This is a genomic window from Streptomyces katrae (genome assembly GCF_000966975.1).
Classification (GTDB): domain Bacteria; phylum Actinomycetota; class Actinomycetes; order Streptomycetales; family Streptomycetaceae; genus Streptomyces; species Streptomyces katrae.
Genome location: NZ_JZWV01000652.1, coordinates 1 through 12173, shown reverse-complemented (window position 1 = coordinate 12173; position 12173 = coordinate 1). Strand labels below are relative to the sequence as shown.

Here is a 12173-nt window from a genome sequence, read left to right as displayed (position 1 = left end):
CGACGCCAACGCCAAGAAGGCCCTGGAGCTCACCTTCCGCGAGGCCCTGCGCCTGGGCCACGGCTACGTGGGCACCGAGCACATCCTGCTCGCGCTGCTGGAGCTGGAGAACGGCGAGGGCACCCTCAGCGGGCTCGGCCTCGACAAGGCCGCCGCCGAGTCGGCCGTCACCGAAGCCCTGGCAGCCGTACTCGGCGCGGACGGGCAGCAGTAGCCTCCCCGGCCGCCTGCCCTCCGGCCGACCCGCCGGCCTCGCCCGCCACCTCGTACCGCTTCACGTACGCGCCGAGGAAGGCCTGAAGGGTGGCCACGGCCGGGATCGCGATGAGCGCCCCGACCGCACCCAGCAGGGCGGTCCCCGCGATGACGGAACCGAAGGCCACCGCCGGGTGGATGTCCACCGTCCTGGCGGTGAGCTTCGGCTGGAGGACGTAGTTCTCGAACTGCTGGTAGACCACCACGAACCCCAGCACGTACACCGCGTACCAGGGATCGAGGGTGAACGCGATCAGCGTCGGCAGCGCGCCCGCCAGATAGGTGCCGATGGTGGGGATGAACTGGGAGACCAGCCCCACCCACACCGCGAGCGCGGGCGCGTACGGCACCCCGAGCACCACGAAGACCACGTAGTGGGCGATGCCGGAGACCAGCGCCATCAGCCCGCGCGAGTACAGGTAGCCGCCGGTCTTCGCGACGGCGATCTCCCAGGCCCGCAGCACCTCCGACTGCTTCGCCGGCGGCAGCACGGAGCACAGGGCGCGCCGCAGCCTGGGGCCGTCGGCGGCGAAGTAGAAGGAGAACAGGCCGACCGTCAGCAGCCTGAAGAGCCCGCCGAGCACGGTGGCGGACACGTCGAGCACCCCGCTGGCGCTGTTCTGCACGTACTTCTGCAGCCAGTCGGAGTGCAGCAGGCTGTCCTGGATCTCCAGCCGGGACAGCTCGGTGTGGAAGGTGCGGTTGATCGAGTCGATCACCATGTCGAGGTAGTGGGGGAAGCCCTCCACCATGTCGACGATCTGCCCGGCGAGCATCGAGCCGAGCAGCGCCAGGAACCCGGCTGCCGCGGCGAACACACCCAGGAAGACGAGGAAGGTGGCGAGCCCGCGGCGCATGCCCCGGGCCGCCATCCTGGCCACGGCGGGTTCGATCGCCAGCGCCAGGAAGAACGCGATCAGGATGTTGACGAGCAGCCCGATCAGCTGGTGGAAGGCCCAGCTGCCGAGCTGGAAACACGCGACGAGCGCCAGTACGAGGACCACCGCGCGCGGCAGCCAGCGCGGCATCCGCGCCTCCCCCCGCGCCGGGCCGGTACCGGAGGACGGCCCCTCGGGACCGCCGCCCGGGCCGCCTGCGGGCTCCGCCGGGTCGGTACCCGGGGAAGGGATCCGGGACCCCGCGTCCCCGCCCGGCGCCGGAGCGGGCTGCTCCGCCGGGGCCGGGGGGTGGTCCGCCGCCACGGGCTGGGCGGGGAACGGCCGGCCCTGCGGGTCTCCGGGCCGGTCGGTCGTCTCGTCTGTCGCTGCCACGCCGACCAGTCTGTCCCACCGGCCGCACGAACCACGAAGCCGGCGGCCCCCGCACGGCAGGCGCGCGGCACCCGCCGGGCGGGGCCGCGCGCGGTGTCAGCGCAGGGAGGCGGGCACGTCCATCGCCGCACACACGGCGCGCCACACGTCCTTCGTCTCCCAGCCCGCCTCCAGCGCCTGGTGGACCGTGCGCCCGCCGAGCTCGGACATGACGTGGTCCCTCGCGAAGGAGTCCGCGTAGGCCGCACCGAAGTGCTCCGCCATCCGCTCCCAGAAAATCGTCAACCGCATGCGTCCAGTATCCCGCTCCGGAGAGTGCACCCTTCCCGTTGCCGCCCTCCGCCGCGGGCCGCGGGCCTACGGTGGCTCGCATGCCTGGAGACGAAGCTTCCGCGCCGGCCCCCGCGGCCGCCACGGCCTCGCTGGCCCGCGCCGAGCAGTTCATCTGGCTCACGGCCCGGGTGCTGGAGCAGCGCCGGTTCGCGTACCACTTCCTCGGCGGGGACGCCGATCCGGTCGACACCGCCCTCGGCTCCTACCTGGGCGAGGACGGCGGCTACGGCCACGCCCTGGACCCCGACCTGCGCGGTCCGCTCAGCCAGCCCCTGCACACCGCGCACGCCCTGCGGATCCTCGACGGCCTCGGCCGGTGCTCCGGCCGGCGCATCGAGCGGCTCTGCCGCCACCTGACCCGGATCTCCACCCCGGAGGGCGCGCTCCCGCTGGCCGTCCCGGCCCCCCGCGGCCATCCCGCCGCGCCCTGGCACCCGGCGGGCGACGACCCGCCGGCCGAGCTGGTGACCACGGGCCCGGTCGTGGGGGTGCTGCACCGCAACCGGATCTGGGACGCCTGGCTGTTCCGGGCGACGGAGTTCTGCTGGGAGCGGGTCGAGGGCCTGCGCCACCCGCATCCGTACGAGGTCCAGGGCGCGGTGGCCTTCCTCGACGGCGTTCCCGACCGGGCCCGCGCCGCGGCGGCCGCGGACCGGCTGGGCCGGCTGGTGCGGGAGCGGCGCCTGGCGGTGCTCGACCCGGCCCGCCGCGAGGAGTACCCGCTCTCCCCCGGCTACGCACCGGGCGAGCTGCTGTTCCCGTACGACTACGCGCGGCGGCCGGAGTCGGCGGCCCGGAGCTGGTTCACCGACGAGGAGATGGGGCGCTCGCTGGACTTCCTCGCGGCGGAGCAGCAGCCGGACGGCGGCTGGCCGGTGCGGCGCCGGGCCTGGGCCCCGGGCAGCACCCTGGAGCGGCGCCCGATCGCCACCATCGAGGCCCTGCTGACCCTGCGGGCGTACGGGCGCCCGGCGGGCTAGGGGGTGTCGCAACACCCCCTGCACCGGGTGTTCAGCCGCCCAGGGCCCGCACTCCGGCGGTGACCACCACCGCGGCCCCGACCACCACCAGGAACGGGGCGCGCAGCAGCAGCGCCACGGCGGCGGCCGCCAGCCCGGCGGCCCGGGCGTCGAGCACGAGGTCGTGGCCGGTGCTGAAGGTCTGCTGCGCGGTGAGCGCCGCGAGCAGCGCGACCGGCAGCAGGGCCGAGAGCCTGCGCACCGCGGGCCGCTCCAGGGCCCCGGCGGGCACGAGCAGTCCGGCGAGCTTGACGGCGTAGCATCCGGCGGCCGTGAGGCCGATGGCGATCCAGACGTTCACGGACGTCCTCCCTTCGGCGAGCGGCGGCTGTCCTGCGGCGACCGGCTGCCCTTCAGCCACAGCACGGCCGGCGCGGCCAGCGCGGCGATCAGTACGGGCACCCCGGCGGGCAGGACGGGCAGGAAGCCCAGCCCCAGGACGAGCGCGAGCCCGGCGACGGCCCGTTCGGTGGTGCTCTTGAGCATGGGTGCGAGGAGGGCGAGGAACACGGCGGGACCGGCGGCGTCCAGCCCCCAGGCGGCGGTGTCCCCGATGGCCTCGGCGCCGAGCGCGCCGAGGAGGGTGGTGAGGTTCCACAGCAGGTACAGGGTGAGCCCGGTGACGGTGAACCCGAGCCGGGCCGACCTGCGGTCGGGCTGGGCCAGGGACACGGCGGTGGTCTCGTCGATCACCCAGTGCGCGGCGAACGGCCGCACGGCCTTCGGCAGCGCCAGCAGCTGGGAGAGCCGCAGCCCGTAGAAGGCGTTGCGGGTACCGAGGAAGAAGGCCCCGGCGGCGGCCGTGAACGGGTTCCCGCCCGCGGCGAGCGCTCCGACCAGCGCGAACTGCGAGGCGCCGGTGAAGACGAGCAGACTCAGCACGCAGGCCTGGAGCACGCTCATCCCGGCCCCGGCGGCGGTCACCCCGAACGCGAACCCGGACAGGCCCACGGCCACCCCGACGCCGAGGGCGTCCCGTACGACCGCGGCCCGCGGCCGCCCTCCGGCCCCTTCGGGGGCCTCTCTCATCACCAGCTGTTCTGTTCCCACCGGGCGAAGGTAGGCGGGGCGGCCCGGCCGGGTCTTGTACGTTCTTGCACGCCCGGCCCGCGCCTCAGCCCCGGCGGCGCACCGGACCCCCGAGCAGCCGCGCACCCCCTAGAGCGCGCGCGCCCGCCGGTAGGCGCCCGGGGGGACGCCGACGATCCGGGTGAAGTGCCGGTTCAGGTGCGGCTGGTCGGTGAAGCCGACGGCGACGGCCACCTCCGCCGGCGCGGCCCCGGCGTCCAGCAGCCTCCGCGCCCGCCGCACCCGCGCATCGGTCAGCCAGGTGTGCGGCGGCATCCCGTACCGCTCCCGGAAGGCCCGCAGCAGGGCGAACGGGCTGGTCCCGAGCTCCGTCGCGAGCTGCTCCAGCGACGGCGGCGCGGCCATCCGCTCCTCCAGCACGGCGCGGGCGCGCTCGGCGTCGGTGCCCCCGGCGCGGGCCACCGTGCGGGCGGGCAGCGGAGCGGCGTGCCTGCTGAGCATCCGGGCCACCACGGCCCGCAGCAGCGTGTCGGCGGCCAGGGCGTTGCCGGTCTCGGCGGCCCGGTGCACGTCGGTGATCAGCTTCGCGCCCTGCCCGTCGAGGACCATCTCGGCGGTGAAGCCGGGGGTGCCGCGCAGGGTGCCGATCTCGGCGGCCACCTCGGTGATCAGCTCCCGGGAGGGGTAGAGGGTGGAGTACGCCCAGCCCTCGGGCTCCCCGGCCCGCGCGCTGTGCGGCACCTCCGGGTTGATCAGCACCACGCTGCCCGGTCCGGCCCGCAGGGTGCCGGCGGGCATGCCGATCTCCTCGATGCCGCCGGTGACGGCCGCGATGACGTACCCGTCGTGGGCGTGGCGCGGGAAGGTGTGGCGGACGTAGTGGGCGCGCAGCAGGTCCAGTCCCGGCAGCTGCGGGTAGCGCCAGTGCCGGGCCCACTCCCGGCCGCCCGGCCCGTCCTCCCGCGTCCCCGTCTCCTTCCCCATCCCCTCATTCTGCGCCCCCGTTCCGCCGGGCGTTTGCCCAGGTCCGGCCGGTTGTCAGTGGCCGGGTGCACGATGGGGGCATGGCAGGCGCTGCGCTCGACTCGTTCTCCCCCGCGACCCGCTCGTGGTTCACGGGGGCCTTCCGTACGCCCACTTCCGCGCAGGAGGGCGCCTGGCGGGCCATCGGGGAGGGGTCGGACGTGCTGGTCGTGGCGCCGACCGGCTCCGGCAAGACGCTGGCCGCCTTCCTCGCGGCCCTGGACCGGCTGGCCTCGCAGCCGCCGCCGGCCGAGCCGAAGAAGCGCTGCCGGGTGCTGTACGTGTCGCCGCTGAAGGCGCTCGCGGTGGACGTGGAGCGCAATCTGCGCAGCCCGCTGACGGGGATCCGGCAGGAGTCGGCCCGCCTGGGGCTGCCCGAGCCGGACGTGCGGGTGGGGATCCGCTCCGGGGACACCCCGGCCGCGGAGCGCCGGGCCCTGTCGCTGCGCCCGCCCGACATCCTGATCACCACGCCGGAGTCGCTGTTCCTGATGCTGACCTCGGCGGCCCGCGAGGCCCTGTCCGGGGTCGAGACGGTGATCCTGGACGAGGTGCACGCCGTCGCCGGGACCAAGCGCGGCGCCCATCTGGCCCTGTCGCTGGAGCGGCTGGACGAGCTGCTGCCGCGCCCGGCCCGCCGGATCGGGCTGTCGGCGACGGTGCGGCCGGTGGAGGAGGTGGCCCGCTACCTCGCGCCGCGCGGCCGGGTGGAGATCGTGCAGCCGCCGTCGGCCAAGGAGTTCGACCTGTCGGTGGTCGTCCCGGTGGAGGACATGGGCGAACTGGGCGGCTCCCCCGCCACGGAGGGCCGGGAGGGCGGCGACAAGCCGTCGATCTGGCCGCATGTGGAGGAGCGGATCGCGGATCTGGTGCAGGCCCACCGGTCCACGATCGTGTTCGCGAACTCCCGCCGTCTCGCGGAGCGGTTGTGCAACCGGCTCAACGAGATCGCCTACGAGCGGGCCACGGGCGAGCTGCTCGGCGAGGGTGCGCCGCCCCCGGCGGAGATCATGGCCCAGTCGGGTGCCGCGCAGGGCGCCCCGCCGCTGCTGGCCCGCGCGCACCACGGCTCGGTGTCCAAGGAGCAGCGGGCGCTGGTCGAGGAGGACCTCAAGGCGGGCCGGCTGCCGGCCGTGGTGGCGACGTCCAGCCTGGAGCTGGGCATCGACATGGGTGCCGTGGACCTGGTGGTGCAGGTGGAGTCGCCGCCGTCGGTGGCGTCGGGTCTCCAGCGCGTGGGCCGGGCGGGGCACCAGGTGGGGGCGGTCTCCACCGGGGTGGTCTTCCCCAAGTACCGGGGGGACCTGGTGCAGGCGGCCGTGGTCACGGAGCGGATGCGCACGGGGGCGATCGAGTCCCTGCGGATCCCGTCCAATCCGCTCGACGTGCTGGCCCAGCAGCTGGTGGCGATGACGGCGATGGACACCTGGCAGCTCGACGACCTGCTGGCGCTGGTGCGGCGGGCGGCGCCCTTCGCGGCGCTGCCGGAGTCGGCGTTCACCTCGGTGCTGGACATGCTCGCGGGCCGCTATCCGTCGGACGCGTTCGCGGAGCTCAGACCCCGGGTGGTGTGGGACCGGGTGGCGGGGACGGTCACGGGCCGGCCCGGTGCGCAGCGCCTGGCGGTGACCTCCGGCGGCACCATCCCCGACCGGGGGCTCTTCGGCGTCTTCCTGGCCGGCGCCGACCCGAAGAAGGGCGGGGGCCGGGTCGGCGAGCTCGACGAGGAGATGGTCTACGAGTCCCGTGTGGGCGACGTGTTCACCCTGGGCACGACCTCCTGGCGGATCGAGGACATCACCCGCGACCGGGTCCTGGTGACCCCGGCCCCCGGGGTGCCCGGCCGGCTGCCGTTCTGGAAGGGCGACCAGCTGGGCCGCCCGCTGGAACTGGGCCGTGCGGTGGGCGCGTTCCTGCGGGAGCTGGGCGGGCTCGGCGAGGAGGACGCCCGGCTGCGGCTGCTGGCGGCGGGGCTGGACGCCTGGGCCGCCGACAACGTCCTGGCGTACCTCGCGGAGCAGCGGGAGGCCTGCGGGCACGTGCCGGACGACCGGACCATCGTGGTGGAGCGGTTCCGTGACGAGCTGGGCGACTGGCGGGTCGTGGTGCACTCCCCGTTCGGCGCGCAGGTGCACGCGCCGTGGGCGCTGGCCCTGGGCGCCCGGCTGGCGGAGAAGTACGGCATGGACGCCCAGGTGATGCATGCCGACGACGGCATCGTGCTGCGCCTGCCGGACGCCGACCTGCTCTCCATGGACCTGGACCTCCTCGACCACGATCCCGCCCGGCCGCCGTCGTTCGAGTTCGACGACGAGCAGGCCCCGCTGGGCGCGGCCGACGTCGCCTTCGACCAGGGGGACGTCGCCCAGATCGTCACGGACCAGGTGGGCGGCTCGGCCCTGTTCGCCTCCCGGTTCCGCGAGTGCGCGGCGCGCGCCCTGCTGCTGCCGCGCCGCAGCCCCGGCAAGCGCACCCCGCTGTGGCAGCAGCGCCAGCGGGCCTCGCAACTGCTCCAGGTGGCATCCGAGTTCGGCTCGTTCCCGATCGTGCTGGAGGCCGTGCGCGAATGCCTTCAGGACGTGTTCGACGTGCCGGGCCTGACGGAGCTGATGGGGGACGTGGAGGCGCGCCGGGTCCGCCTGGTGGAGGTCACCACCCCCGAGCCCTCGCCGTTCGCCCGTTCCCTGCTGTTCGGGTACGTGGCCCAGTTCCTCTACGAGGGCGACTCGCCGCTGGCCGAGCGGCGGGCGGCGGCGCTGTCGCTGGACTCGCGGCTGCTGGCGGAGCTGCTGGGCCAGGCGGAGCTGCGCGAGCTCCTCGACGCCGAGGTGCTGGAGGAGCTGGAGCGGGAGCTGCAGTGGCTGACGGAGGACCGGCGGGCGAAGGACGCCGAGTCGGTGGCCGACCTGCTGCGCCTGCTGGGCCCGTTGACCGACGCCGAGCTGGCGGAGCGGGGGGCGGAGCCGGGCTGGGCCGCCGGCCTGGAGGCCGCGCGCCGGGCGATCCGGGTGCGGATCGGGGGCGCGGAGCACTGGGCGGCGATCGAGGACGCGGGCCGGCTGCGCGACGCCCTGGGGACCGCCCTTCCGGTGGGGGTCCCGGAGGCGTTCACGGAGCCGGTCAAGGATCCGCTGGGCGATCTCCTGGCCCGCTACGCCCGTACGCACGGCCCGTTCACCACGGCCGCCGTCGCCGCCCGCTTCGGCCTGGGCGCGGCGGTGACCGAGGGCGCCCTGCACCGGCTCGCGGCGGCGGGCCGGGTGGTGCAGGGCGAGTTCCATCCGGCGGGCATCGGCCAGGAGTGGTGCGACGCGGCGGTGCTGCGCCGGCTGCGGCGCCGCTCGCTGGCTGCGCTGCGGCAGGAGCTGGAGCCGGTACCGCCGGCCTCACTGGCCACCTTCCTGCCCCAGTGGCAGCACCTGGGCGGCGGGCTGCGCGGGATCGACGGGCTGGCGCGGGCGGTGGAGCAGCTCCAGGGCGCCCCGGTGCCGGCGTCGGCGCTGGAGCGGCTGATCCTGCCCTCGCGGGTCGCCGGGTACGCGCCGGCCCTGCTGGACGAACTGACCACCACCGGCGAGGTGGTGTGGGCCGATCTCCCTGTACCTGGCGGACGCGGCTCCGCTGCTGCTCCCCGAGCCGCACCCGCTGGAGCTGGGCCCGCTGCACCAGGCGGTGCTGGACGCCCTGTCGGGCGGGTACGGCCTGTTCTTCCGTCAGCTCACGGAATCCGTGCGGGCCCGTCATCCCGAGGCCACGGACGTGGAGTTGTCCTCCGTCCTGTGGGACCTCGCCTGGTCGGGCCGGCTGACCAACGACACCCTGGCTCCGCTGCGTTCCCTGCTGGGCTCGGGCCGTACGGCGGGCGCCACCGCCCACCGGGCCCGCCGGACGGTCCCGCGCGGCCGGTACGGCAGCCTGAGCGCGACCGTCTCCCGTACGGGCCCGCCGACGGTCTCGGGCCGCTGGTCGCTGCTCCCGGCGCCCGCCCCGGAGCCGACCCAGCGGGCGCACGCCCTGGCCCGCACCCTCCTCGACCGGCACGGGGTGGTCACGCGGGGGGCGGTGGCGGCGGAGGGCGTCGAGGGCGGCTTCAGCGCGGTGTACCGGATCCTGTCGGCGTTCGAGGACAGCGGGCAGGCCCGGCGGGGTTATGTGGTGGAGGGGCTGGGCGCGGCCCAGTTCGCGATGGACGGCGCGGTCGACCGGCTGCGCGCGGCGGAGAAGAACCCGCCCCCGCTGGCGGCGGTGGTCCTGGCCGCCGCCGATCCCGCGAACGCGTACGGGGCGGCCCTTCCCTGGCCCGAGCCCCCGGCCGGAGCCACCCACAAGCCGGGCCGCAAGGCGGGCTCCCTCGTGGTGCTGGTCGACGGCGAGCTCACGCTCTATCTGGAGCGCGGCGGCAAGACCCTGCTGGCCTGGCCGGAGCCCGGTGACCCGCGCCTCGCGGCGGCCACCGCGGCCCTGGTGACGGCTTCCCGCTCGGGCACCCTGCCGGACCTGACGGTGGAGCGCATCAACGCCGCGGCGGCCCTCACCTCCCCCGTCGGCCAGGCTCTGGAGACGGCCGGCTTCCACGCCACCCCGAGGGGGCTGCGGCTGCGCAACTAGGGGGTGACCGGAGGGTTACGACCGGGGAAACGGCTTGAACTCGCTCCGGTCTCGACTCAGATACGTATGTCTTGGCCATGTCACGAAACCGCTGCCAGCCGCTCCTCAGCTGGCACTGGCGCTTATCCATGGCTTATCAAAGGTGATCACAGGCACCGCATTGGCGGTACACAGTCATGGGGGAGAAAAAAGTGAGCTCCATCAGCATGCGCAAGACCACCCTGGCCGCGGCCGGCCTCGCCGTGGCCGGAACCCTGGTTCTGACGGGCTGCAAGGACGGCAACGAAGAGGTTCCCGCGGCCCCGGCCGCCCCGTCCTCCGCGGCGTCCGCCCCGGCGGACGGCTACGCCACGCCTCCGGCGGGCGGCGCTTCCTCGGCCGCCCCGGGCGCCTCGGCGGGCGGCTACGACGGCGCCTCCGGCGCCCCCGCCGGTGGCGGCGCGGTGGCCACGTCCGGCCAGTCCTTCAAGATCGGCCAGGCGGCGACCATCCCGTTCACCTCCGGCAGCAAGAGCGGCCAGCTCGCCCTCACGGTCACCAGCATCGAGGCGGGCAACCCGGCCGACCTGGCGTCCCTGAACGTCGCCGACAAGGTGAAGGGCCAGACGCCCTTCTACATCCACTACACGGCCAAGAACACCGGCACGACGGACCTGTCCTTCGCCTCCGTCGGCCACATCAAGGGCCTGCTCGATCAAGGGCCTGCTCGACGGCGGCGCCGAGTCCGGCGTCCTGCTGATCGCCGGCAAGTTCGACAAGTGCCCGAACGAGTCCCTGCCGTCGGGCTTCACCACCGGCAAGACCCAGGCCTCCTGCGCCGTCGCCCTCGCGCCGACCGGCGCCAAGGTCACCGGCGCCGAGTACTGGGGCGACCCGTACAACAACCTGAACAAGCCGGCCCAGAAGGGCCTGACCTGGAAGTGACGGGCGGCCCCACCGGGCCCCTCCTGATCGCGCGAACCCCCCGCGGCGGCCACCCCGCCCGGGGGGTTCCGCGTTCCCGGCCCCGGGCGGCGTGACAATGGCCCCATGCCCGAAGGAGACAGCGTCCACCGCGTCGCGGCCCGCCTGCACGCCGCCCTCGCGGGCAAGCCCCTCACCCACGCCGACCTGCGCGTCCCCCGCTTCGCCACCGCCGATCTCGCCGGCCGCACCACCCTGGACGTCACCCCGCGCGGCAAGCACCTCCTCGCCCGCCTCGAAGGCGGCCTCACCCTCCACAGCCACCTCGGCATGGACGGCGCCTGGTACGTCTTCGGCCCCGCCGAGAAATGGCGGGGCGGCCCCTCCTACGAGATCCGTGCCGTCCTGGCCGCCGCGGACGCCACCGCCGTCGGCTACCGCCTCCCCGTCCTCGAACTGCTGCGCACCGCCGAGGAGGACCGGGCCGTGGGCCATCTGGGACCCGACCTCCTCGGACCCGACTGGGACGCCGGCCGGGCCGCCGGGAACCTCCTCGCCACCCCCGGCCGCCCCCTCGGCGAGGCCCTGCTCGACCAGCGGAACCTGGCGGGCATCGGCAACATCTACAAGTCCGAGCTCTGCTTCCTCGCGGCGGTCACCCCCTGGACCCCGGTCGGCGCCCTCCCCGACCCCGAGGTCACCGCCGTCCGCATCGCGGCCGCCGCCCAGCGCCTCCTCGCCGCGAACACCGGCCACGGCGGCCCCCGCAACACCACCGGAAGCCACCGCCCCGGCCGCGAGCTGTTCGTCTACGGCCGTGCCCACCGCCCCTGCCTGCGCTGCGGCACCGCCGTGCGCGAAGCCCCCCAGGACGACCGCCCCACCTACTGGTGCCCCCGCTGCCAGTCCGGCCCCACCCCGGACACCCCGACCAATTGACGGGCCGTCAGATCCGCTCGTACCGTCCTGGCATGCCCACACCCATCACCGCGTACGAGCTCACCGGCCGCACCGCACTCGTCACCGGGGCCGCCGCCGGCATAGGCCGGGCCACCGCCCTCCTGCTCGCCGGCGCGGGCGCGGCCGTGCACTGCGCGGACCGCGACGAGCGGGGACTGGCCGAGACCACCGCCCTGATCACCAAGGCCGGCGGAACCGCCACCGCCCACCCCCTCGACGTCACCGACCGCGCCGCCCTGCGGGCCGCCGTCGCCGCGGCCGGACCGCTCGACATCACGGCCGCCATCGCCGGGGTCATGCACACCAGCAGCGTCCTGGACACCACCGACGAGGACCTCGACCGGGTCCTGGACATCAATTTCAAGGGGGTCCTGCGCACCTGCCAGGAGGCCGTCCGGGCGATGATCGCCGCCGGCCGCCCCGGTTCGGTCGTCACGATGGCCTCCGGCGCCGTGGACGCCGCCCAGCCAGGCCTGCTCTGCTACAGCGCCGCCAAGGCCGCCGTGGTGCAGCTCACCAAGACCCTCGCCACCGAGAGCGGCCCCCACGGCATCCGCGTCAACGCCGTCGCCCCGGGATGGATCCGCACCCCGATGACCGCCCGCCACACCCCCGAGGCCCAGGAGCAGACCGAGGCCGCCATGATCCGGATGTCCCCGCTGCGCCGGGTCGGCGAACCCGAGGACATCGCCCACGCGGTGCTCTACCTGGCATCGGACGCCTCGTCCTTCATGACCGGCCAGATCCTTCGGCCGAACGGAGGGGTGTCGAT

The 12173-nt window shown here is 75.1% G+C and carries 10 protein-coding genes and 1 pseudogene; 6 read left to right on the top strand and 5 right to left on the bottom strand.

The features are described from left to right. Positions 1-214, top strand: a 214-nt coding sequence (locus VR44_RS23205) for a Clp protease N-terminal domain-containing protein (RefSeq protein ID WP_045949508.1), incomplete at its 5' end; no start/stop codon positions are given. Here the strand turns inward: VR44_RS23205 and VR44_RS23200 are convergent. Continuing rightward, complete coding sequence (locus tag VR44_RS23200) at positions 168-1283, bottom strand: AI-2E family transporter (RefSeq protein ID WP_045949509.1); 1116 nt, start codon at positions 1281-1283, stop codon at positions 168-170. The two genes, VR44_RS23205 and VR44_RS23200, sit on opposite strands and share 47 nt — an antisense overlap. Before the next feature lie 339 nt (positions 1284-1622). Further along, positions 1623-1817, bottom strand: a complete 195-nt coding sequence (locus VR44_RS23195) for a DUF3046 domain-containing protein (RefSeq protein ID WP_045949507.1) — start codon at positions 1815-1817, stop codon at positions 1623-1625. Between the two features lie 80 nt (positions 1818-1897). Between VR44_RS23195 and VR44_RS23190 the strand changes: the two genes are divergently transcribed. Beyond that, positions 1898-2839, top strand: coding sequence for a hypothetical protein (locus tag VR44_RS23190; protein WP_045949506.1), 942 nt, complete (start codon positions 1898-1900; stop codon positions 2837-2839). A 31-nt stretch (positions 2840-2870) separates the two neighbouring features. Here VR44_RS23190 and VR44_RS23185 read toward each other — a convergent pair whose 3' ends face one another. The 3 genes from VR44_RS23185 to VR44_RS23175 all read right to left on the bottom strand — a co-directional run bounded on the left by VR44_RS23185 (position 2871) and on the right by VR44_RS23175 (position 4891). After that, complete coding sequence (locus VR44_RS23185; protein ID WP_045949505.1) at positions 2871-3179, bottom strand: AzlD domain-containing protein; 309 nt, start codon at positions 3177-3179, stop codon at positions 2871-2873. Beyond that, positions 3176-3907, bottom strand: coding sequence for an AzlC family ABC transporter permease (locus VR44_RS23180; protein ID WP_045949504.1), 732 nt, complete (start codon positions 3905-3907; stop codon positions 3176-3178). Before VR44_RS23180 ends, VR44_RS23185 begins: the two co-directional genes overlap by 4 nt. Positions 3908-4036: 129 nt before the next feature. Beyond that, positions 4037-4891: an AraC family transcriptional regulator gene (locus VR44_RS23175; protein WP_045949503.1), complete on the bottom strand. Its 855-nt coding sequence runs from the start codon at positions 4889-4891 to the stop codon at positions 4037-4039. A gap of 80 nt (positions 4892-4971) precedes the next feature. Between VR44_RS23175 and VR44_RS23170 the strand changes: the two are divergent. From VR44_RS23170 to VR44_RS23155, 4 genes and pseudogenes are all read left to right on the top strand, one after another. Beyond that, positions 4972-9538: pseudogene (locus tag VR44_RS23170) on the top strand (ATP-dependent helicase). A gap of 191 nt (positions 9539-9729) precedes the next feature. Next, on the top strand, positions 9730-10557 hold the full coding sequence (locus VR44_RS45215) for a hypothetical protein (RefSeq protein WP_052713784.1): 828 nt from the start codon (positions 9730-9732) through the stop codon (positions 10555-10557). Between the two features lie 10 nt (positions 10558-10567). Continuing rightward, entirely contained in the window at positions 10568-11380 is an 813-nt protein-coding gene (locus VR44_RS23160) for an Fpg/Nei family DNA glycosylase (protein WP_045949502.1), read from the top strand. 32 nt (positions 11381-11412) lie between these two features. After that, on the top strand, positions 11413-12173 hold a 761-nt coding region (locus tag VR44_RS23155), incomplete at its 3' end, for an SDR family NAD(P)-dependent oxidoreductase (RefSeq protein WP_045949501.1).

Bases quoted from the DNA above. Each gene is read 5' to 3' on its own strand.
- VR44_RS23195 (WP_045949507.1), bottom strand. From the start codon at position 1,817: ATGCGGTTGACGATTTTCTGGGAGCGGATGGCGGAGCACTTCGGTGCG.
- VR44_RS23160 (WP_045949502.1), top strand. From the start codon at position 10,568: ATGCCCGAAGGAGACAGCGTCCACCGCGTCGCGGCCCGCCTGCACGCC.
- VR44_RS23175 (WP_045949503.1), bottom strand. From the start codon at position 4,891: ATGGGGAAGGAGACGGGGACGCGGGAGGACGGGCCGGGCGGCCGGGAG.
- VR44_RS23190 (WP_045949506.1), top strand. From the start codon at position 1,898: ATGCCTGGAGACGAAGCTTCCGCGCCGGCCCCCGCGGCCGCCACGGCC.
- VR44_RS23180 (WP_045949504.1), bottom strand. From the start codon at position 3,907: ATGAGAGAGGCCCCCGAAGGGGCCGGAGGGCGGCCGCGGGCCGCGGTC.
- VR44_RS23200 (WP_045949509.1), bottom strand. From the start codon at position 1,283: ATGCCGCGCTGGCTGCCGCGCGCGGTGGTCCTCGTACTGGCGCTCGTC.